We start from the raw sequence: 21,682 nt of genomic DNA on the forward strand, positions 1-21,682 counted from the left end.
CCCTGTTTCCGAGAGCGATCGCATGACCCTCTACTCCAGCGGACATCGCCGCGGCGTCGTCGCCGCCCCTCATGCCGTGACCGTCGAGGCCGGGCGCCACGTCCTCGCCGAGGGAGGCAATGCGGTCGAGGCGATGGTGGCGATGGCCGCCTCCATCGCTGCAGTCTATCCGCACATGAATCATGTCGGCGGCGACGGCTTCTGGCTGCTGCGCGAGCGCTCCGGCCGGGTGCGGGCACTGATGGGAGCCGGGCCCGCCGGCAGCCGCGCCACGCGGGAGCTCTATCGCGAGCACGGCCATGACGCGATCCCGCCGCGCGGGCCGCTCGCCGCACTCACCGTGCCGGCGGCGGTCGGTGCCTGGAAGCTGGCGCTCGATGCCGCCAGGGCGCTGGGCGGCAGGATGCCGCTCGACGTGCTGCTGGCGAGCGCGATCCGCAGCGCCCGCGACGGCTACACCGTCACCCGCAGCCAGGCCGATCTGACGCGTACCAAGCTCGACGAGCTGAAGGATGTGCCGGGCTTCGCCGCGGCCTTTCTCACTACTGAGGGCAAGGTGCCCGAGGCCGGCACCACCCAGCGGCAGAGCGCGCTCGCGGCAACATTGGAGCATCTCGTCTCCGCCGGGCTCGACGACTTCTATCGCGGCGACGTCGGCCGCGAGATCGCCGCCGATCTTGAGCGGATCGGCAGCCCGGTGACCCGCGCCGATCTCGAGACCTATCGGGCCTATGTCGCCGAGCCGCTCTCCGTCGGCATCGGTGCCGGCACGCTCTACAACGCGCCGCCGCCGACCCAGGGCCTTGCCTCGCTCATCATCCTCGCGCTGTTCGACCGGTTGCGGGTCGCCAAGGCCGAGGGCTTCGACCACGTCCACGGCATCGTCGAAGCCACCAAGCGGGCATTTCGTGTCCGCGACCGTTTCGTTACCGATCCGCGGCGCCTCCCAACGCCACTCGACCGCTTCCTGTCGCCTGCCTTTCTCGATTCCGAGTTCAAGCAGATCGACCGTGCCAGGGCAGCGGTCTGGCCGCAGGTCTGGGGCGAGGGCGACACCATCTGGATGGGCGCCGCCGACGGCGACGGCAATGTCGTCTCCTATATTCAGTCGATCTTCTGGGAGTTCGGTTCGGGCTGTGTGCTGCCGAAGACCGGCGTGCTGATGCAGAACCGCGGCGCCAGCTTTTCGCTCGATCCCAAGGCGACCAATCCGCTGTCGCCCGGGCGCATGCCTTTCCACACCCTCAACCCCGCCCTCGCGGTGCTCAAGGATGGCCGCGTCATGGCTTATGGCACCATGGGCGGCGACGGCCAGCCGCAGACCCAGGCAATGGTGTTCTCGCGCCATGTGCTGTTCGGCCAGCCGCTCGAAGAGGCCCTCGACCGGCCGCGCTGGCTGCTCGGTCGGACCTGGGGCTCGAGCCATACCAATCTGCGCCTCGAGGGTCGCTTCGACGGTAATGTGATCGACCGCCTGTTGTCGGCGCGGCACGACGTCGAGGTGCTGCCCGAGGCCTATTCCGACACCATGGGCCATGCCGGTGCAGTGGTGCTGCATCCGTCCGGGTTGATCGAGGGCGGCCATGACCCGCGGGCCGACGGCGGCGCTGCCGGGCTCTGAGGTGCGGTCGCGTTTACGCCGCAGTTGACGGTCAAATCATTGCTGCGCTGCGGCGGCCTGCCGCGGCGCTTCGTGCTGCATTGATGAGCGAGGCGGGGATGATCCTGAATCGGCTTTGCGGGCTGGAAAAGCTGCGCGCAGGCTTGGTCCGGCTGGTGCCGGCGCTTCTGTGCTTGGGCGTGCTCGCCGGGGCCGCCGAAGCCCATCCCCATGTCTGGGTGACGGCGGAGAGCGAGCTGCTGTTCGCGCCCGACGGTGCGCTGACTGGCGTGCGCCACAGCTGGACCTTCGACGACATGTTCTCGAGCTATGCGGTGCAGGGCATCGAGACCAGGACCAAGGGCGTCTTCACCCGCGAGGAGCTCGCGCCGCTCGCCCAGACCAATGTCGAGTCCCTGAAGGAGTTCGGCTTCTTCACCTTCGCCCGCAACGTCGAGGCCGGGCGCAAGAAGCAGAAATTCGAGGAGCCGGTCGATTACTATCTCGAGCACAGGAACGGCGCCCTGACGCTGCACTTCACGCTGCCGCTGAAGGCGCCGGTGAAGAGCCGCAATCTCCTGGTCGAAGTTTATGACCCGACCTTCTTCGTCGACTTTGCGCTGGCCAAGGAGAATCCGGTGAAGCTGGTCGGCGCACCGGACGGCTGCAAATTGTCGATCGAGCGCCCCTCGGACGGTGCCTCCCAGGCGCAGACCCTCGGCGAGCAGAATTTCCTCGATGGCGCCAATGCCAATTTCGGCGCCAATTTTGCCAACAAGATTGCGGTGGAATGCCCATGACCGGAATGATCACGAGGGCCCGCGCCGCCGCCGGGCGCGGGCGGTCCTTTCCTGTGCTGGTCCTCGCGGTGGCGGCGATGGTGGTGGTGGCCGACGGCGCCTTTCATCAGCTCCTCGCCCAGTCGCCGTTCGGCGTCGGCCGCACCACGCCGGATCCGCAGGTCGGCGGCGTGGTCGGCTGGCTGCTCGAGATGCAGTCCTATTTCTACCGGCAGATCTCCGGTGCAATCCGCGCCGCCAAGCAGGATGGCAGCGCTGTCGTCACCCTGCTGGCGATCTCCTTCGCCTACGGCGTGTTTCACGCCGCCGGGCCCGGGCATGGCAAGGCGGTGATCTCCTCCTATCTCGTTGCCAATGAGGAGACCGCCCGGCGCGGCATCCTGCTCGCCTTCGTCTCGGCGCTGCTCCAGGCCGTCGTCGCCATCGCCGTGGTCGGCGTCGGTGCCTGGCTGCTCAACGCCACGGCGAAGAGCCTGTGCGGCGCCGAGCGGGTCATCGAAGTCGCGAGCTACGCGCTCATCGCGCTGTTCGGCCTGCGTCTCGTCTGGGTCAAGGGGCGCGGGCTGCTCGGCGCCGTGCGGGACGCGCGACTGCCTTATGGCGCGGTGGCCTCGCCCGCATTGGCACCGGATCTGGCGGCCGTGCCCGCGGGCGCCGCGGCCGCGCTGATCGAGCCGGCCGCTGCCTCCGGTCACGATCATCGCCATCGTCATGACGAGGGCCATCACCATCACGATGGTGACGATCATCACCACCTGCACGACGGGCACGCCCATCATCCGGCGCACGGCGAGCCGGGGCATATTCACGACGCGCATTGCGGCCATAGCCACGGGCCGATGCCGGAAGAACTCTCCGGGCCCGGCGGGCTGCGTCGCGGCTTCGGCGCCATTCTCGCCGTCGGCCTGCGGCCCTGCTCCGGGGCCATCCTGGTGCTGGTCTTTGCGTTGGCCCAGGGCCTGTTCTGGGCAGGGATCGCGGCGACGCTGCTGATGGGTCTGGGAACCGCGCTCACAGTGGCCACCATCGCCGTGATGGCCGTCTCGGCCAAGGGGCTGGCGCGGCGCCTGGGTGCGGCGAGTTCGCGCGGCGCGTTGATGCTGCGCGGGCTGGAACTCGGCGCGGCGGCCGTCGTGCTGGTGTTCGGTGTCGGGCTGTTGCTCGGCTATCTGGCGACCGAGCGGGTCACCTGCTTCTGAGCAATTCGTGGCCAGGCGATCTGGCAATCGGCGTCCTTGACAAGCTCCGGTGGAGCCCCCAAGCCAAGGACATGATGAGCACGGTCATCCCCTTCGACGCCCATCGTCAGGGCGCGGCCCCCCTCGCCGAGCGCATCGGCGTCCTCCTGGTCAATCTCGGCACGCCGGATACGGCCGACGCCCGCGGCGTGCGGGTCTATCTCAAGGAGTTCCTTTCCGATCTGCGAGTGATCGAAAACCAGAATCTGGCCTGGAAGCTGGTGCTCAACGGCATCATCTTGCGCGTGCGCCCCGCCCGCAAGGCGCTCGACTACCAGAAGATCTGGAACACCGAGCGGAACGAGTCGCCGCTCAAAACCATCTCCCGCTCCCAGGCCGAGAAGCTCGCCGCATCGATTTCGAACAGGGGCCCGCTCCTCGTCGACTGGGCGATGCGCTACGGCAATCCGTCGATCGCCTCGCGCATCGACGCGCTGCTCGCTCAGGGCTGCACCCGTCTGCTGGTGGTGCCGCTTTATCCGCAATATTCGGCGTCCACCTCGGCGACGGTCTGCGACGAGGTCTTTCGGGTGCTGTCGGAGAAGCGGGCGCAGCCGACCCTGCGGGTGACGCCGCCCTATTACGTCGACGACTTCTACATTGAAGCGCTGGCCGCCTCGATCGAAAACCACCTCGCCGGCCTGCCGTTCAAGCCGGAGCGGATCGTCGCCTCCTTCCACGGCATGCCGCAGAGCTATGTCGCCAAGGGCGATCCCTATCAGCAGCACTGCATTGCCACGACGGCGGCGTTGCGCCGCCGCCTCAGGCTCGACGAGACATCCCTGATGCTCACCTTTCAGTCGCGCTTCGGCAACGACGTCTGGCTCCAGCCTTACACCGACAAGACCATCGAGCAGCTCGCCAAGGATGGCGTGCGTCGTATCGCGGTGATCACGCCGGGCTTTTCGGCCGATTGCCTCGAGACCCTCGAGGAGATCGCGCAGGAGAATGCCGAGATCTTCCGCCATGCCGGCGGCGAGCAGTTCTCCGCCATTCCCTGCCTCAACGACAGCGATGAGGGCATGACGGTGATCCGCAATCTCGTGTTGCGCGAATTGCAGGGCTGGATCTGAAGCCAGATCCGGGCCTCGCCCGGCGAGCGGCGGCCATTTCGCCCTCGACGGCGGGCCTCGAACCCGCCATCCTGCCGCGACGACCAAGTAGATACAGGTCGTCGTCGAAACAGGTGGGGCTCGTCATGTCCGGATTTGACATTTTCGCCATCGCGCTGGCGCTCGTGGTGATCGCGACGCTGTTCGCCGGCGTCAAGACGGTGCCTCAGGGCTTCGATTGGACCATCGAGCGCTTCGGCAAATACACCCGCACCCTGCGCCCGGGCCTCAACTTCATCATCCCGTATTTCGACCGTGTCGGGCGCAAGATCAATATGATGGAGCAGGTGATCGACATCCCCGAGCAGGAGGTGATCACCAAGGATAATGCCACCGTCACCGTCGACGGCGTCGCTTTCTTCCAGGTGTTCGACGCCGCCAAGGCGAGCTACGAGGTCGCCAATCTCAACCAGGCGATCGTCACCCTGACCATGACCAATATCCGCTCGGTGATGGGCTCGATGGATCTCGATCAGGTGCTCTCCCACCGCGACGAGATCAATGAGCGGCTGCTGCGCGTGGTCGATGCCGCGGTGTCGCCCTGGGGCCTCAAGGTCAACCGCATCGAGATCAAGGATATCGTGCCGCCGGCCGACCTCGTCGAGGCGATGGGCCGGCAGATGAAGGCCGAACGCGTCAAGCGCGCCGACATCCTCCAGGCCGAGGGGCAGCGTCAGTCCGAAATCCTACGCGCCGAGGGCGCCAAGCAGGCGCAGATCCTGCAGGCGGAGGGCCGCCGCGAGGCCGCTTTTCGCGACGCCGAAGCCCGGGAGCGCTCCGCCGAGGCCGAGGCCCGGGCCACCCAGATGGTGTCGAGCGCCATCGCCAGCGGCGATGTCGCGGCGCTGAACTATTTCATCGCCGACAAATATATCCGAGCCTTCGGCGAGATCGCCCAGTCGCCCAACCAGAAGATCGTGATGCTGCCGATCGAGGCGACGGGCATCCTCTCGTCGCTGGCCGGCATCGGCGAAATCGCCAAGGCGACCTTCGGCGAGAGCGCGGCGTCGGCGGCGGCCGCCGCCCGTCGCGGCAGCGTCCCCGCCGCCGGCGCCCCGCCGGCAACCCCGCCGCCGGCCGGGCGGGGCTGAGGGGTGATGCAGATGCTGACGGCACTCGGCGGCTGGGGCTGGCTGATCGCCGGCCTCGTCTTGATGGGGCTGGAGATGCTGGCGCCCGGCGTCTTCCTGTTCTGGCTCGGCCTCGCGTCGTTCCTCGTCGGGCTGCTCTCGTTCCTGGTGGCGTGGTCGTGGCAGTGGCAGCTCGTCGGCTTCGCGGTTTTCGCGCTCGCCGCCGTGCCGCTGTGGCGCCGGCTCGGCCGGCCGCGCCAGGATGCCACCGACCAGCCCTATCTCAACCGCCGCGCCGATGCGCTGGTCGGACGCGTCTTCACCTTGGAGCGGCCGATCATCGACGGCGCCGGCATCGTGCGGATCGACGACACGGTGTGGCGCGTGTCGGGCCCCGACGCGCCGGCGGGCAGCCGCGTGCGCATCGTTGCCGCCGATGGCGCGAGCCTGAAGGTCGAGGCGACGGCGTAGGGGGCGCTCGATCGCAAGAGGGCATTGCTCAGACGACTGGCGGCTGAACGGCCTGCGCGCCCGCACTACCCCCGGTTGTTGTTGCCCGATCGCGCCGAGATAAAGTCACGGCCGCGGCGCTGCCACGACCTCCGCCGTCATCGCCGCTTCAAGCGGGCGAACCCGGGCGATGACAACGCAAGTGTCTTGCGAGCGACAAGCATGGCCGTGACAGCGCAGCGGCGAAGAAAAACGAGATGCGGGTCAGCTTACTCCGGCGCGATGATCTCGCGCTCGTCGCGGTGGATGCGCATGGCGCCGAGCGCCGCGCCGCAGCGCCGGCGCATCAGGATGCGCGGACGGCGGGTCTTGATCACATTGTGCCGCCGCCGCCGGCTCGCCGGCCCGGCGCGCTGTGCGTCGTCCTCGTCGATCATCGGCAGCGCCAATGTGTCCCGCCACGTCGCGGCGGCGTGCTCGATCTCGACGCTGTCCTCGCACGACACCAGCGGAATCGAGAGCGAAGGATCGCGATGTACCAGCACCAGCATCCAGCCGGCATCGGCCTCGCGCATGGCGATGCCGAGAAAGTCGTCGACGCGGACATTGATCGCCATCCGCATGCCGCGCACGGCGCGCCGCAGGGTGATGCGGTCGCGGTCGATCTCGACCTGGCGAATACCGCCGTCGGCACGCGCATCGCGCGCATCGAACCGCACCGGTAAAGTGTGTGGGTCGAGCCGCAGTGCGCGGCCCGACCCGGCGGGTGTCCCGCCAGCTCCGAATTGACGCCTCACGATTTCAGTCTCCCCGCCAGGATTATGTTCCCGGTCGATGGGGCGACTGTGCCATCGCGCTTTCCGTATCCGCTTAAGAAGGCTGGTTAATCGAACCTCACCCCGCGACATGCTTGACGACTCCTTGCCGGGGAACGGAAATTTGCTTTATTTCGCGTTGCGGGCGTGCTTGAACCGCGACTGGATTCTGCCCATTTCTTAAGGGTGGCGAACTCGGCGAGGCGCAGGCCTGCCGCGTCGGGTTCCATGAGCGTGCGCAACTCGTGCGGTTTTGGATCTGACGCTCGTATCAACATTGCAGCGGGTTCTTCGTACGATCGTCAGATCCAAAACCGCACTGGAATCATATTGATGCTAGTGTCCCGTCTCCGAATTACCGCTACGTTTGCCTCGCACTCGCACGGTAATTCGGAGACATAGGGACACTAGCAAAATCAAAGTGCTAGTGTGGCTTATGTCTCGCAATTGCCTACGAGAGGGTTGCCGCGAAGGCGGTAGGCAATTGCGAGACGCCACACTAGTGTCCCTTTGTTTCCGACGTTCGTATAAGCGCCTGCTGCAACGGAATACGAACGTTGGAGACGCGACACCAACGCATCATCGGCCACACGGCCTGCTAATCGGGATGGTCTCGTGAACGCATCTTCTCCGGCTACGGCCGCGGCTTCAAAATCCCCCGCTTCGGATCTGTTCGACCAATCCGCGCTCGGTGACCTCGCCGAGCGCCTCGTCGAGGCGGCGAAGCGTGCCGGCGCGGATGCGGCCGATGCGGTGGCGGTGCGCGGCATGTCCCAGAGCGTCGTGGTGCGCGATGGCCGCGTCGAAGAATCGGAGCGCTCCGAGGGCGACGATGTGGGCTTGCGCGTCATCGTCGGCCGCCGCCAGGCGGTGGTGTCGACGAACGATGTTGCTGCGGGCGACGCCGCGGCGCGGCTCGCCGAGCGCGCGGTCGCCATGGCGAGGGTCGCTCCCGATGATGCCTTTGTCGGCCTCGCCGATCCGGCGCTGCTGGCCCGCGACATTCCCGCCCTCGACTTGCTCGATCCGGCAATGCCTTCGACCGCCGATCTGGAGCGACGGGCGCTGGAGGCGGAGGCGGCGGCGCTCGCGGTGACCGGCGTCACCAAGTCGGGCGGAGCTTCGGCGTCCTGCGGCATCGGTGGCATGGTGCTGGTAACCTCGACCGGCTTCCACGGCGCTTATCTGCGCTCGAGCCAGGGCCTCTCGACCACGGCGATCGCCGGGCAGGGCACTGCCATGGAGCGCGATTACGATTTCACCTCGGCAATTCACGCCGCCGATCTGGAAGGCCCTGCGGTGATCGGCCGCCGCGCCGGCGAGCGGGCGGTGAAGCGGCTCAATCCGCGCAAGGTCGCGACCTGCAAGGCGCCGGTGCTGTTCGATCCCCGGGTGTCGGCCTCGCTGGTCGGTCATCTCGCCGGGGCAGTGAACGGTGCCGCCATCGCCCGCAAGACCAGCTTTCTCAAGGACCGCCTCGGTCAGCAACTGTTCGATTCCAGCATCCGCATCATCGATGATCCGCTGCGGCCGCGCGGGGTGCGCTCGCAGCCGTTCGATGCTGAAGGCGTCGCGGTCAAGCGCCTTGCCTTGGTGGATGACGGTGTGCTCACCTCCTGGTTGCTCGATTGCGCCACGGCCCGCGAGCTCGGGCTCGTCACCACCGGCCATGCCCATCGCGGCGTTTCGTCGTCGCCGTCGCCCGGCAGCTACAACATGCACATGGAACCCGGTCACGTGACGCCGAAGGAACTGATGGCCGACATCGGCTCGGGCTTCTATGTCACCGATCTGATCGGTTCGGGCGTCAACGGCGTCACCGGCGACTATAGCCGCGGCGCTGCCGGTTTCTGGATCGAGAATGGCGAGCTCGCCTATCCAGTGAGCGAGGTCACCATCGCCGGCCACCTCATCGACATCTTCAAGTCGCTCACCCCCGCGAACGACCTCGTCTTCCGCTACGGCATCAACGCGCCGACCATCCGCATCGAGGGTTTGACGATTGCCGGACGTTGACGTCGCGCTCGAGGGCCGGCTGGCCGAGGACACCGCGCTTCTGATCGAAGCCGTCCGCGAGGCGGGCGCGCTGGCGCTCAGCCTGTTCCGCACGGACGTGCGCAATTGGATCAAGGGCAAGTCCTCGCCGGTGTCGGAAGCCGACCTCGCGGTGAACGATCTGCTGGCGCGGAGGCTGCGCTCGGCGACCCCGAATTACGGCTGGCTGTCGGAAGAAAGCGCCGATGATCCGGCCCGGCTGGCACGGCCCCGGGTCTGGATCGTCGATCCGATCGACGGCACGCGGTCCTATCTCGCCGGCCAGGAGGACTGGTCGGTCAGCGTCGGCCTTGTCGAGGGCGACGCGCCGCTGCTCGGCGCCGTGTTCGCCCCGGTGACGGGAGAACTGTTCTTCGCCGCGCGCGGCGAGGGCGCCCGCCGCAACGATGCGCCGATCCGGGCCGCGGCCGGCGCCCGGCTCGACCCCGGCCGCATCGTCGGCCCCAAGCCGCTGGTCCAGCGCCTCGGCGAAGCGCTCGAACCGGGACCGCTGCATCCCCGGATCGGCTCGCTGGCGCTAAAGATCTGCCGGGCAGCCGAGGGGCGGCTGGATGCTGCTTTTGCAGGCGGGCATAGCCATGATTGGGACCTTGCGGCGGCCGATTTAATCGTGCACGAAGCGGGTGGAACCATGACCTCGCTCTCCGGCGAAGCCGTCGTCTATAACCGCCCCGAGGTAAAGCATGAGCCCTTGGTGGCGGCGGGGCGCGAACGGCACGCCCGCATCGTCGCGCATTTCAGGCGCAGCCCTCCGGTCTGACCATGCGCTTTTGACCATGCGCCGAGCAGAGCGCGGTTCCGAAAGTACCGTCGATGCCAGGGCACTTGTAACTTTATGAGGCGGCCCCGGCCGTTTGCTTCAGGGAAATAGATCCATGTCCGACACCTCGCAGCAGCTGCTTCACCTCGTCATTGGCGGCGAGCTGACCAGCCTTGAAACCATCACCTTCAAGGACCTCGACAGGCTCGATATCGTCGGCGTGTTTCCGAATTATGCCAGCGCCTACACGGCCTGGAAGGCCAAGGCGCAGCAGACCGTCGACAACGCCCACATGCGCTATTTCATCGTGCATCTGCACCGCCTGCTCGATCCGACCTCGGACGACAAGTCGAACTGAGCGATCGCACCCGCCTGTAAATGTCCCTTCGTCAGATCACCCGATCGAGCTGGTTTCAGCACGCTGCCGGTTTCGTCGCGTCCGAGTTTCTGCGCTTCGTCTGGCTGACCAACCGCTTCAGCTACGATCCGCCGGACCTCTATGCGCAGTTCGAGCCGCAGATGCCGGTGGTCGTCGCCTTCTGGCACGGTCAGCATTTCATGATGCCGTTCCTCAAGCGGCGGCATCTCAAGGCGAAGGTGCTGGTTTCGCGTCATCGCGACGGCGAGATCAACGCCATCGCCGCCGAAAGGCTGGATATCGGCACGGTGCGCGGCTCGGGCGATCACGGCGCGTCGTTCCACCGCAAGGGTGGGGTCGCGGCGTTCAAGGCCATGCTGCGGGTGCTCGAGGAGGGCGTCAACATGGCGCTGACCGCCGATGTCCCCAAGGTATCGCGTGTCGCCGGTCTCGGCGTGATTATGCTTGCACGCGATTCCGGCCGGCCCATTATACCGGTGGCGATCGCCACCAGCCGGTTCAAGCGTCTGAACAACTGGGATCGTTCGGTGATCAACCTGCCGTTCGGGCGCGGGGTGATCGCCACCGGCAAGTCGGTCAGGGTGCCGGCGGACGCCGACGACGCGGCCATGGAGGCTCTGCGCGTGCAGCTTCAGGACAACCTCAACGAGGTGACCCGGAGAGCCTATGCCATCGTCGGCCGCGCGGACGAGGCCGACCGTGCCGGTTGACCTGCCGCTGACACTGCGCGCCTATCGGCGGCTGTCGGCGGCTGCCATGCCGCTGAGCACGCTGCTGATCCATCGGCGCATCCGCCAGGGCAAGGAGGAGACCGGCCGGATCAATGAGCGCCGCGGTCTTCCCGGCGTCGCGCGGCCGCGCGGGCCGCTGATCTGGATCCACGGCGCCAGCGTCGGCGAGGTCCTGGCGGCTGCGGAACTGATCGGGCGGTTGCGCGCGCACAACATTCGCATCCTGCTCACATCGGGCACGGTGACCTCGGCCGGCATCGTCGCCAAGCGCTTTCCTTCGGACGTGCTGCATCAATATGTGCCGTTCGATGCGCCGCGCTACGTGTCGCGCTTCCTCGATTTCTGGCAGCCGTCGCTGGCGCTGTTCATCGAATCCGATCTGTGGCCGAACCTGATCATCTCGGCCTCCTCGCGCCGCATCCCGATGGTGGTGATCAACGGCCGGATGTCGCCGCGGTCCTATCCGCGCTGGCGCCGCGCGCTCGGCACCATCAGCGCGCTGCTCGGGCGCTTCGAACTGTGCCTCGCCCAGTCGCAGCTCGATGCCGAACGTTTCAGCGCCCTCGGCGCCGAGAACGTGGTGGTCACCGGCAATCTCAAGCTCGACGTTGCGGCGCCGCCGTCGGATCCGGCGAAATTCGCGCAGCTGCGCGCGGCGATCGGCGGTCGGCCGGTGATCGCGGCCGCCTCGACCCATCCGGGCGAGGAGGAACTGATTGCGGCGGTGCATGCCCGCCTGGCATCGCAGATCCCCGGCCTGCTCTCCGTCATCGTGCCGCGCCATCCCAAGCGCGGCGAGGCGGTTGCGCGCGATCTCGCGGCCGCGGGCTTCGCCGTGGCGCGCCGCGCCGGCGGCGAATTGCCTTCGCGTGAAACCGAGATCTACGTCGCCGACACCATGGGCGAACTCGGCCTCGTCTATCGTCTCGCTCCGGTGGTTTTCATGGGCGGCTCGCTGGTGCCCCATGGCGGGCAGAACCCCATCGAGGCGATCAAGCTCGGCGCTGCGACGCTGCACGGGCCCCACGTGTTCAATTTCGCCGAAGTCTATGAAGCGCTCGACCAGGCCGGCGGCGCTGCCCTGGTGAGCGATGCGGACGATCTGGCGCTGCGTATCGCCCGCCTGCTCGGCAACGAGGCGGCGCGAGCGCGCATGGTCGCGGCGGGCACCGAGGTGGTGACGCGGCTCGGCGGCGCGCTGGAGCGCACGCTGGCGGCGCTCGAGCCCTATCTGCTGCAACTGCGCATCGAACGCGGTGCCATCGATGCGTGAGCCGGGCTTCTGGCACCGGCCGCCGTCCTGGCAGGCGCGCCTGCTGGCGCTGCCTGCGATGATCTACGGCCGGATCGCAACGCGCCGCCTGGCGCGTCCCGGCCGGCGGGTCGGGGTGCCGGTGATCTGCGTCGGCAATTATCACCTCGGCGGCGCCGGCAAGACGCCGACGGTGCTGGCGCTGGCGGCACTGCTACGCAAGATGGGTGAACAACCGGTGGTGGTCAGCCGCGGCTATGGCGGTCGGTTGGCCGGTCCCGCGGCGGTCGAGCCGACGCAGCACAGCGCCGCTGAGGTGGGTGACGAGCCCTTGATGATGGCCTCGGAGGTGCCGGTGATCGTCGCCCGCGATCGCGCCGCCGGCGCGGCCATGGCGATCGCCCGCGGCGCCAGCGTCATCCTGCTCGACGACGGCTTCCAGAATCCGGCGCTCGTCAAGGACGCCAGCATCATCGTCATCGACGCCCGGCGCGGTCTCGGCAACGGACTGGTGTTTCCGGCGGGGCCGCTGCGTGCGGCGCTCGAGCCGCAGCTCGAGCGCACCGACGCGCTCGTCATCGTCGGCCATGGCTCGGCGGCGGATGCCCTAGCCGCGAAGGTTGCGGCGAGGGGCAGGCCGGTGTGGCGGGCGGAACTGGCGCCCCAGCCATCCTCGCTGGCCGTGCTCAGAAGTCGCCGCTGCCTTGCCTTCGCGGGGATCGGCGATCCGGCCCGTTTCGTCGCCACCTTGCGGACCCATGGCGTCGAGGTCGTTCGCGAGGCGGCTTTCGCCGATCACCATGCCTACCGGCGCGAGGAAATCGAGGCGCTGGCGGCGACGGCGCGGACAGAGGCGCTGGCGCTGGTGACGACGCAGAAGGATCTGGTGCGGATCGCCAGCGATCCGGCGCTGGCCGACCTCGCCCCAAGCCTGACGGCGCTGCGCGTGAGGCTGGTGCTGGAGGGGGATGTCGAGGGATTCCTGGCGCGGCTGTTGCGGCGCGGGTGATCAGCACGCAGAGGCGTTTTTCCAGCTCAGCGTTCCACGACGATTCCGAGCCTCGTCGTCATGGCCGGGTTTGTCTCGGCGGTACAAGGCCGGGCATGACGATCGAAATCAGCGGCAGCGCGCGGCCGCTCAATGTGGCGCTATGATACCTCAGCCCAAGCTGACTTCAGCTCAGGCCGACTTCAGCGCCTCGGGGAAGTGGCGTTCCAGCACCGCGGTCGGGGTGGCATAGGCCTCCTGGCGGTCGACGCTCCAGTATTTCAACTCGTCCAGCGGAATCCGCACGCCGCTGACAGCGCAGACCACATAACTGCCCGGGCTGACGACCCGATAGTCGCCGTCGAGATATTGCAGGCGGGCTTCGGACTGGCCTGAGGACGAGAATCTGTTGAGCACGCTGAGTGTCCCGAATTGGTCGCGCGTCGCCGCGCCGGATTGATCTTGTATCATAAATGGGGGCGCGGCGCCCGCCTGTCAAAGGCTGTCCTGCCGGAAGCCGGTGCCGTCAGAACAGGCTGCCCTGCTTGTCGGGCTGCATATCGGCGTGCTTGGGCGCCTCGGCTTTCTCGGCCTTCACCTCGGTTTTCGGCCGGCGCTGCGGCTTCGGCGCATCGACCGGCGGCGCTGTGCCCTCGGCGGTGGCGGCGACCCGGCCGTCGGCGAATTCGAGGCTCAATCGGGCTCCCGGGGCGACCGCCGCGGCAGCGTGGAGCGGATGGCCCGCCTGGTCGCGCACCAGGGCAAATCCGCGCGCAAGGACGCTGCGATAGGATAGCGCCGCCAGCAGCTGCCCGGAATGCTCGATCCTCGCCCGGCGCCGCTCCACCAGGGTGGTCAGCGCCCGTGCCGCGCGCTCAGTGAGGCGCTGGGCGCGCTCACGGTCGCGCGCCAGCAGCTGGCGCTGCGCCTTGGCATTGGCAAAGCGGGAAGCTTTCAACCGCGTCTCGATGCCGATGTAGCGGTCACGCCGGCGCTGCAGCAGCGACCGCGCGGACAACGAAAGCCGGTCGCCGGTCATCTGCAGGCGCTGGGCGGCATGGTCGACCTGGGCGCGCAGCACGCGCAGCGTGAGCCGGGCGTCGGCCTGGGCGAAGCGTCGGTAATGGGCGTGGGTATTGCCCTTCAGCGCCCGCGGCAGGCCGGTGGCCGCGGCGTCGAGGCGCTGGCGCGGGATGGCCAACAGGTCGGCGGCGCTCGGCAGCGCCCGCGTGGCGCTGCGCAATTCGCTGCGGCGATGTTCCTGGGCGCGTTGCCAGCAGGCGAAGGCGCGGCGGGCGAGGCTATTGACCTCCACCGTGAGTTCGGCTCGCACCGGCACCGCCATTTCGGCAGCCGCGGTCGGCGTCGGCGCCCGCCGGTCGGCGGCAAAGTCGATCAACGTCACGTCGGTCTCGTGACCCACCGCCGAGATCAGCGGGATCATGCTCTCCGCCGCGGCCCGCACCACGATCTCCTCGTTGAACGACCACAGGTCCTCCAGCGAGCCGCCGCCGCGGGCCACGATCAGCAGGTCGGGCCTCGGGATGCGGCCGCGTTCGGGCAGGGCATTGAAGCCGTGAATGGCAGCTGCGACCTGTTCGGCGGCGCCTTCGCCCTGCACCCGCACCGGCCAGACCAGCACGCGGCGCGGGAAGCGGTCCTCGAGCCGATGCAGGATGTCGCGGATCACCGCGCCGGTCGGCGAGGTGACGACGCCGATGACCTCCGGCAGCCACGGCAGGAGCTGTTTGCGCGCCTCGTCGAACAGCCCTTCGGCGGCGAGCTTGCGCTTGCGCTCCTCCATCAGGGCCATCAGCGCCCCGACCCCGGCGGGTTCCAGCGCCTCGATGACGATCTGGTATTTCGACGAGCCCGGATAGGTGGTCAATTTGCCGGTGGCGATGACCTCGAGGCCCTCCTGCGGCTTGAAACGCATCCGGCCATGGACGCCCTTCCAGATCACCGCCTCGATCTTGGCCGAGGCGTCCTTGAGGGCGAAATAGCAGTGGCCGGAGGAATGTGCGCCGCGAAAGCCGGAAATTTCGCCGCGCACGCGGACATGGCCATAGGCGTCCTCGACCGTGCGCCTGAGCGCATTGGACAGCTCGGAAACCGAGAATTCCGGCGCATTGGCGAGCGGGGCGGGAGCGGAGACCATGTCGAATCAAGCTTTCGGGTTGAGCCGCCAAGGTAGGCGCTCGAATCGCCCCCGCCAATGCCCCCGGGGCTGCGTTGTCCGCGATGTCGGCAGACCGGCAAGGGGCAGGTTCCGGCCCTTGTTTCCCCTGCCGCGAGCGGCTAACCGGTCGGTTCAGGAGACCAAAGCCCATGAATATCCTTCTGCTCGGTTCCGGCGGACGTGAGCATGCCCTGGCCTGGAAGATCGCGGCCTCGCCTCTGGTGACGAATTTCTGGTGTGCTCCGGGCAATGCCGGGATCGCCCACGACGCCGAATGCGTCGGTCTCGACGTTGCCGACCATGGCGCGGTGATCGCCTTCTGCAAGACCAACGCGGTAGATCTGGTGGTGGTGGGACCGGAGGCGCCGCTCGCCGCCGGCATCGTCGATGATCTCGCCGCAGCCGGCATCAAGGCCTTCGGGCCGACCAAGGCCGCCGCCCGGCTCGAAAGCTCCAAGGGCTTCACCAAGGATCTCTGCCGGGAGGGCGGCATTCCCACCGCGGCCTACGAGCGCTTTTCCGACGCCGACCAGGCCAAGGCCTATATCCGCGCGCAAGGCGCGCCGATCGTCGTCAAGGCCGATGGCCTCGCCGCCGGCAAGGGCGTCGTGGTCGCCGCCAGCGTCGCCGAGGCCGAGGCGGCGATTGACATGATGCTCGGCGGCGGCTTCGGCGCGGCCGGCGCCGAGGCGGTCGTCGAGGAATGCCTGGTCGGCGAGGAGGCATCCTTCTTCGTGCTGTGCGACGGCGATGATGCGTTGGCGCTGGCGGCGGCGCAGGACCACAAACGCGCCTTCGACGGCGACGAGGGGCCGAACACCGGCGGCATGGGCGCTTATTCCCCGGCGCCGGTCATGACCGACGCCATGTGCCGGCGCACCATGGACGAGATCATCCTGCCGACCCTGCGCGCCATGAAAGCGCGCGGCACGCCCTACAAGGGGGTGCTGTTCGCCGGGTTGATGATCACCGCCGAGGGTCCGAAGCTGATCGAATACAATGTCCGCTTCGGCGATCCCGAGACCCAGGTGCTGATGATGCGCCTCAAATCCGATCTCGTTCCCGCACTGCTTGCCGCCTGCGACGGCCAGCTCAAGAGCTTCGACCTGCGCTGGTCGGACGAGGCCGCGCTCACGGTGGTGATGGCGGCGAGGGGCTATCCGGGCGATTATGCCAGGGGCAGCGTCATCGAGGGACTCGACGAAGCGGCCAAGGTCGAGGGCGTCGAGATCTTCCATGCCGGCACGCGCGCGGACGGCGCCACCATCCGGGCCAATGGCGGCCGGGTGCTCAACGTCACCGCGATCGGCGAAAGCGTCGCAGAGGCACAGCGCCGCGCCTATGCGGCGGTCGACCGCATCCGCTGGCCGGAGGGCTTCTGCCGGCGCGATATCGGCTGGCGCGCGGTGGCGCGCGAGAAGGACAGCAGATAGGCTCGAACTCCGTGTCGTGGCCGGAACAGGCAGGCCTGACGAAATCGAAGGAAGAGGCAATGTCCGACCTCGCCGATCTGTTTCCCGGTTTCGCCTCGGAGTGGATCTCGACGGCGCGCGGGCGCATCTTCGCCCGCGTCGGCGGTTCAGGCCCGCCGCTGCTGCTGCTCCACGGCTATCCGCAGACGCATGTGATGTGGCACCGCGTGGCGCCGCAGCTCGCGCCGCATTTCACAGTGGTGATCGCCGACCTGCCGGGCTACGGCTGGTCCGATGTGCCGGTGAGCGATGCCGAGCACACTCCGTTCACCAAGCGCGGCATGGCGCAGGCCATGATCGAGGCCATGGAGAAGCTGGGCCATGCCCGTTTCGCGGCTGCCGGGCACGATCGCGGCGCTCGCGTCGCCTATCGTCTCGCGCTCGATCATCCCGGCCGGCTCATGAGGCTCGCCACCCTCGATATCCTGCCGACCTACGAATACTGGTCGAGCATCGATCGCACCTTCGCGCTCAAGATCTATCACTGGGCGTTTCTCGCCCAGCGGGCGCCGCTGCCGGAGGACCTGATCAAGACTGATCCCGACGCCTATTTCGGCCGCACCTTCCGCTCCTGGGCCAAGGCCGGAACGAATCCGTTCGATCCGCGCGCCGTTGCCCACTATCTCACGGCGCTGCGCGATCCCTTGCGCATCCATGCCGCCTGCGAGGATTACCGCGCCGGCGCCTATGCCGATTTCGACCACGACAAGGCCGATCTCGAAGCCGGGCGCAAGATCACCGTGCCGCTGCTGGCGTTGTGGGGCGGTACCGGGATTGCCGCCGCGTCGCGCTCGCCGCTCGAGACCTGGCGCAAATGGGCCACCGACGTGCGCGGTAGCCCGATCGACAGCGGCCATTTCCTCTGCGAGGAGGCGCCCGACGCCACCGCTGCGGCGCTGCTGGAATTCTTTCGCGCGTGATCGCGCTGGTCTTCATTTTGGGGCGGAAAGGGCGCTGCGAATGGTCCGCTCGATCGAGCTGATCTCACACTGGGCGTACCACCATTGGAAGCGGGCAAGCAGATAAAAGCAGCCAATGAAGCCGAAGCCGCCCAGAGGGATCAAGAGTTCGGCCGGGTTGGCGATGATGCTCCGCAGATCGTGAAAGACCGTTCCCAGGACGTGGGCAATAGCGACGAAGGTCCATATGGCTAAAAAGGCCAGGGCGAGCGTCGTGCCCACCATCGCCCCCTCGGTCGTCGAATAGCTGCCCCGCAAGACGGCCTTTCCGTCGCGTTCTTCGAAGATGCCGTTGAAGACGGGCGAACGCGTGCCGCTAAAGAAGGATAGGTATCTGATCTCGACGTCATCGCGAGCCACCGAGCCCGAGATGCCGAAGCGTGGGGTAAGGACTTTGGCGCGCGGCACGCGGGCTTGCAAACGCGCAATCGATACCTCGACGGAGAGGTCGCTGTCGAACTCCGCCGGCTCATTGGGATAGAAGGTCCGATAGATCGAAGGGGTCATTTGGTTCAAGCGGGCAAAAGGTTAGCCGGATTGGAGCAGGGGCCGGCGTCTTAAGCAACGCCCCGCCCGTTGCGGGCGGTTACCGCCGCGCCCTGAAGAACTCCTTCAGCAGCGCGCCGGAGTCTGTTTCGCCGAGCCCGGGATAGACCTCGGGGGCATGGTGGCAGGTCGGCGAAGCGAAAAAGCGCACGCCGGATTCGACCGCGCCGCCCTTGGGATCGGCGGCGCCGTAATAGAGCCGGCGGATGCGGGCGAAGGAAATCGCCCCGGCGCACATGGTGCAGGGTTCCAGGGTGACGTAGACATCGCATCCGGTCAGGCGCTCGCTGCCGAGGCGGGCGCCGGCGGCGCGCAAGGCGACGATTTCGGCGTGGGCGGTCGGATCGTGGTCGGTAATGGTGCGATTTTGCCCCTCGGCCACCACCTCGCCGTCCCGGACGACGACGCATCCGATCGGCACCTCGCCCGCGGCCTCGGCGGCCCGGGCCTGGGCCAGGGCCAGATCCATGAAAGAATGTGACGTCATGCCTCGTTTCGCGCGCATATCTCTGTTACACAGGCGCCATCACCAGCACAGAGACAGCGGCTTCCGACCTGAGTCAACGCGGTTGAATCGGGCCTGACGGAGGCGCCTTTCATTTTTTCGAGCGAGAAACCAGATGCCCCGCGACAAGGACAAGAACAATGCACCCCGCGGGGGCCGCGGCGGACGGCCGCCAGGTCGCGACCGGGGCGAGGGCCCGCGGGGCGGCAAGGGACCCCACAAGGGGGGCGGCAAGACCGAAGGGCGCAGTTTCGCCGGCCGGGGCGAGCGCGACGAGCGCCGCTCCAGCGGCGATCGCAAGCCCTATGGCGACCGCAAGCCGTCGGGTGATCGCAAGTCCTTTGGTGAAGGCAAGTCCTTCAGCGAACGCAAGTCGTTTGGTGAACGAAAGCCTTATGGCGAGCGCAAGAGCTTTGGCGAAGGCAAGAGCTTCGGCGAGCGAAAGTCGTTCGGCGACCGCAAGCCGTCGGGTGATCGCAAGTCCTTTGGTGAAGGCAAGTCCTTCAGCGAACGCAAGTCGTTCGGTGAACGAAAGCCTTATGGCGAGCGCAAGAGCTTTGGCGAAGGCAAGAGCTTCGGCGAGCGAAAGTCGTTCGGCGACCGCAAGCCGTCGGGTGATCGCAAGTCCTTTGGTGAAGGCAAGTCCTTCAGCGAACGCAAGTCGTTCGGTGAACGAAAGCCTTATGGCGAGCGCAAGAGCTTTGGCGAAGGCAAGAGCTTCGGCGAGCGCAAGTCGTTCGGCGACCGCAAGCCTTCAGGCGAGCGCAAACCCTATGGCGAGAAGGGCGCCGGCGAAGGCTTTCGCGCGCGGGATGATCGGCCGCGGCGCTTCGAGCGCGATGGCGATCGTCCGGATCGCGGGCCGCGCAAGGATTTCGCGCCGCGTGGCGAGCGGGGCGGCGAGGAGCGGCCGCGATTCAAGCCGCGTCAAGATCGCAATGAGCGTCCGGCGCGCGCCGCCGGCGAGACCCGCCGTTTCGACGATAAGCGCGGTTTCGGTGAGAAGCGCGGCGAGGGTCGCCGTGATTTCGGCAAGGGCGGCTTCCGCCACGATCGTGACGGCGACAAGCCCTTCGCGCGCGGGCCGCGCCTGGGCCGCGAGGATTTCGCCGGCCGTGACCGCAGCGAGGAGAAGCCGTGGCAGCGTCGCGAGGCGGGCAGCCGCGATGAGGCGCGCGGCGAGAGGCGTTTTGACCGGCCACGCCAGGATCGCGAGGGTGGCTTCTCGCGCGGCGAACGGCGGTTCGATCGGCCGCGCGAGGAGCGCGGACCGGAAGGCCGCGGCGGCTTCGCCCGGCCAAGGGGCGAGCGCAAGAGCTGGCAGGAGCATCCCCGCGGCGAGGGCGGCTTCGAGCGCGGCGGGCGCCCTGAACGGCGCGGTCCCGGCGAGGGCGACGACGCCAAGATCTTTCCCAAGCGTCCGGCTTTCGGCGGTCGCGGCGCCTATCGCGAGCGCAAGCCGGAGGATCACGGCAAGCGCGATCATGGCAGGCGCGACCACGGCAAGAAAGACCTGGGCATCGGCGTGCCGCCGCCCAATCCGGACAAGAGTGGCGAGCGCATCGCCAAGCGGCTCGCGCGCGCCGGCCTGTGCTCGCGGCGCGATGCGGAAGCCTGGATCGCCGAGGGCCGGGTTACGGTCAACGGCAACGTGCTGACCTCGCCGGCGCTCGATGTCGCCGACACCGATACCATTCTGGTCGACGGCAAGCCGTTGCCGGAGCCCGAACGCACCCGGCTGTTCCTCTATCACAAGCCGCGCGGCCTGATGACGACCCATTCCGATCCGGAGGGGCGGCCGACGGTGTTCGACCATCTGCCGGAAGGCCTGCCGCGGCTGATCAGCGTCGGCCGGCTCGACTTCAACACCGAGGGGTTGCTGCTGCTGACCAATGACGGCGGCCTCGCGCGTGCGCTCGAACTGCCGGACACCGGCTGGCTGCGGCGCTATCGCGTCCGTGCCCATGGCGAGATCACCCAGGCCCAGCTCGACACGCTGCGCGGCGGCGTCGAGGTCGATGGCGTCAAATACGGGCCGATCGAGGCGGAGCTGGAACGCGACCAGGGCAGCAATGTCTGGCTGGTGGTGGCGATCCGGGAGGGTAAGAACCGCGAGGTGCGCAACGTGCTCGCCCATCTCGGGCTCGAGGTGAACCGGCTGATCCGCGTTTCCTATGGGCCGTTCCAGCTCGCCGAATTGCCCGAAGGCGAGGTCGAGGAGGTGCGCACCCGCGTGCTGCGCGACCAGCTTGGCGACAAGATCGCCAATTTCGCCGGGGTCGATTTCGAAGGGCCGAAAGCTCCCTTCCAGCGCCATGAAGGCGACGATGGCGGAGCGGCGCCGCGCCGCGGGGACAAGGCGCGGGAGCCGAGATCCGATCGCGCCAGATCGAAAGATTTCAAGTCGAAGGACTTCAAGCCGAGAGATTCGAAGCCGCGAGATTTCAAATCCAGGGATTTCGATTCCAGGGATTCCAAGCCGAGGGATTTCAAGTCACGTGATCACAAGTCGCGTGACTTCAAAGATAGGGATTTCAAGGACAGGGATTCCCGGTCAAAGGGATTCAAGTCCAAGGGGCCCGACGCCAGGCCCAAGCGCAAGGAGCGCGATCCCGACGCGCCGGTGGTCCGGAAACGGGCCGCCGAGGTGGAAGATCGCAAGGGCCGCCGCGTGCTGGTGGAGCGCAGCGGCGATGGCGACCGGGAGGCGCGTCCCTACCGGCGGCCGAACCGCACCTATCACGGCAAGCGTGAGCACGGGGCCGACTGAG

20 protein-coding genes are annotated in these 21,682 nt (G+C 67.7%); 15 read left to right on the forward strand and 5 right to left on the reverse strand.

The features are described 5' to 3' along the window. Positions 1 to 22 precede the first annotated feature (22 nt). From DB459_RS12840 to DB459_RS12865, 6 genes are all read left to right on the forward strand, one after another. Positions 23 to 1,621, forward strand: coding sequence for a gamma-glutamyltransferase family protein (locus DB459_RS12840; protein WP_253713231.1), 1,599 nt, complete (start codon positions 23 to 25; stop codon positions 1,619 to 1,621). Positions 1,622 to 1,719: 98 nt separating this feature from the next. Next, complete coding sequence (locus DB459_RS12845) at positions 1,720 to 2,400, forward strand: DUF1007 family protein (protein WP_253713232.1); 681 nt, start codon at positions 1,720 to 1,722, stop codon at positions 2,398 to 2,400. Further along, positions 2,391 to 3,599, forward strand: a complete 1,209-nt coding sequence (locus tag DB459_RS12850) for a nickel/cobalt transporter (RefSeq protein ID WP_371926940.1) — start codon at positions 2,391 to 2,393, stop codon at positions 3,597 to 3,599. The genes DB459_RS12845 and DB459_RS12850 overlap by 10 nt, the downstream gene beginning before the upstream one ends. A 74-nt stretch (positions 3,600 to 3,673) precedes the next feature. Then, positions 3,674 to 4,711 (forward strand): ferrochelatase, encoded by a 1,038-nt coding sequence (gene hemH, locus DB459_RS12855; RefSeq protein ID WP_253713233.1) that lies wholly within the window; start codon positions 3,674 to 3,676, stop codon positions 4,709 to 4,711. 125 nt (positions 4,712 to 4,836) lie between these two features. Next, positions 4,837 to 5,841, forward strand: a complete 1,005-nt coding sequence (locus DB459_RS12860; RefSeq protein WP_253713234.1) for an SPFH domain-containing protein — start codon at positions 4,837 to 4,839, stop codon at positions 5,839 to 5,841. Positions 5,842 to 5,853: 12 nt separating this feature from the next. Further along, on the forward strand, positions 5,854 to 6,291 hold the full coding sequence (locus tag DB459_RS12865) for an NfeD family protein (protein ID WP_253713235.1): 438 nt from the start codon (positions 5,854 to 5,856) through the stop codon (positions 6,289 to 6,291). 248 nt (positions 6,292 to 6,539) lie between these two features. On the opposite strand, the gene DB459_RS12870 is transcribed toward DB459_RS12865, so the two are convergent. After that, positions 6,540 to 7,067 carry a DUF6101 family protein gene (locus DB459_RS12870; RefSeq protein ID WP_253713236.1) on the reverse strand — a complete coding sequence of 176 codons (528 nt, stop codon included), beginning with the start codon at positions 7,065 to 7,067 and terminating at the stop codon, positions 6,540 to 6,542. A gap of 633 nt (positions 7,068 to 7,700) precedes the next feature. Between DB459_RS12870 and DB459_RS12875 the strand changes: the two genes are divergently transcribed. The 6 genes from DB459_RS12875 (at position 7,701) to lpxK (ending at position 13,271) form a co-directional block, all read left to right on the forward strand. Continuing rightward, positions 7,701 to 9,101, forward strand: coding sequence for a TldD/PmbA family protein (locus DB459_RS12875; protein ID WP_253713237.1), 1,401 nt, complete (start codon positions 7,701 to 7,703; stop codon positions 9,099 to 9,101). Continuing rightward, entirely contained in the window at positions 9,088 to 9,900 is an 813-nt protein-coding gene (locus DB459_RS12880) for a 3'(2'),5'-bisphosphate nucleotidase CysQ (RefSeq protein WP_371926941.1), read from the forward strand. Before DB459_RS12875 ends, DB459_RS12880 begins: the two co-directional genes overlap by 14 nt. Before the next feature lie 115 nt (positions 9,901 to 10,015). Further along, positions 10,016 to 10,258: a DUF4170 domain-containing protein gene (locus DB459_RS12885; protein ID WP_253713238.1), complete on the forward strand. Its 243-nt coding sequence runs from the start codon at positions 10,016 to 10,018 to the stop codon at positions 10,256 to 10,258. 20 nt (positions 10,259 to 10,278) lie between these two features. Next, the gene (locus tag DB459_RS12890; protein ID WP_253713239.1) at positions 10,279 to 10,989 is read left to right on the forward strand and encodes a lysophospholipid acyltransferase family protein; all 711 of its coding nucleotides are present in this window, start codon (positions 10,279 to 10,281) and stop codon (positions 10,987 to 10,989) included. Then, the gene (locus DB459_RS12895; protein WP_253713240.1) at positions 10,946 to 12,283 is read left to right on the forward strand and encodes a 3-deoxy-D-manno-octulosonic acid transferase; all 1,338 of its coding nucleotides are present in this window, start codon (positions 10,946 to 10,948) and stop codon (positions 12,281 to 12,283) included. Before DB459_RS12890 ends, DB459_RS12895 begins: the two co-directional genes overlap by 44 nt. After that, positions 12,276 to 13,271, forward strand: a complete 996-nt coding sequence (gene lpxK, locus DB459_RS12900; RefSeq protein ID WP_253713241.1) for a tetraacyldisaccharide 4'-kinase — start codon at positions 12,276 to 12,278, stop codon at positions 13,269 to 13,271. Before DB459_RS12895 ends, lpxK begins: the two co-directional genes overlap by 8 nt. A 171-nt stretch (positions 13,272 to 13,442) precedes the next feature. Here the strand turns inward: lpxK and DB459_RS12905 are convergent, their stop codons facing one another. Together DB459_RS12905 and xseA are read right to left on the reverse strand one after the other, a co-directional pair. Beyond that, positions 13,443 to 13,667 (reverse strand): DUF2093 domain-containing protein, encoded by a 225-nt coding sequence (locus tag DB459_RS12905; protein ID WP_253713242.1) that lies wholly within the window; start codon positions 13,665 to 13,667, stop codon positions 13,443 to 13,445. A gap of 109 nt (positions 13,668 to 13,776) precedes the next feature. Next, positions 13,777 to 15,408 carry an exodeoxyribonuclease VII large subunit gene (gene xseA, locus DB459_RS12910; RefSeq protein WP_253713243.1) on the reverse strand — a complete coding sequence of 544 codons (1,632 nt, stop codon included), beginning with the start codon at positions 15,406 to 15,408 and terminating at the stop codon, positions 13,777 to 13,779. A 170-nt stretch (positions 15,409 to 15,578) separates the two neighbouring features. On the opposite strand from xseA, the gene purD reads away from it, so the two are divergent. Both purD and DB459_RS12920 read left to right on the forward strand, forming a co-directional pair. Further along, a complete protein-coding gene (purD, locus tag DB459_RS12915; RefSeq protein ID WP_253713244.1) occupies positions 15,579 to 16,862 on the forward strand; it encodes a phosphoribosylamine--glycine ligase in 1,284 nt (427 codons plus the stop codon). Between the two features lie 59 nt (positions 16,863 to 16,921). Continuing rightward, positions 16,922 to 17,821, forward strand: coding sequence for an alpha/beta fold hydrolase (locus DB459_RS12920; protein ID WP_253713245.1), 900 nt, complete (start codon positions 16,922 to 16,924; stop codon positions 17,819 to 17,821). 12 nt (positions 17,822 to 17,833) lie between these two features. On the opposite strand, the gene DB459_RS12925 is transcribed toward DB459_RS12920, so the two are convergent. Both DB459_RS12925 and tadA read right to left on the reverse strand, forming a co-directional pair. Further along, positions 17,834 to 18,367 carry a hypothetical protein gene (locus DB459_RS12925; RefSeq protein WP_253713246.1) on the reverse strand — a complete coding sequence of 178 codons (534 nt, stop codon included), beginning with the start codon at positions 18,365 to 18,367 and terminating at the stop codon, positions 17,834 to 17,836. A gap of 79 nt (positions 18,368 to 18,446) precedes the next feature. After that, positions 18,447 to 18,893 carry a tRNA adenosine(34) deaminase TadA gene (tadA, locus tag DB459_RS12930; RefSeq protein WP_253713247.1) on the reverse strand — a complete coding sequence of 149 codons (447 nt, stop codon included), beginning with the start codon at positions 18,891 to 18,893 and terminating at the stop codon, positions 18,447 to 18,449. A 133-nt stretch (positions 18,894 to 19,026) separates the two neighbouring features. On the opposite strand from tadA, the gene DB459_RS12935 reads away from it, so the two are divergent. After that, entirely contained in the window at positions 19,027 to 21,681 is a 2,655-nt protein-coding gene (locus DB459_RS12935) for a pseudouridine synthase (protein WP_253713248.1), read from the forward strand. Position 21,682: the final 1 nt, after the last annotated feature.

The sequence above is a fragment of the Bradyrhizobium sp. WD16 genome, assembly GCF_024181725.1.
GTDB lineage: Bacteria > Pseudomonadota > Alphaproteobacteria > Rhizobiales > Xanthobacteraceae > Bradyrhizobium_A.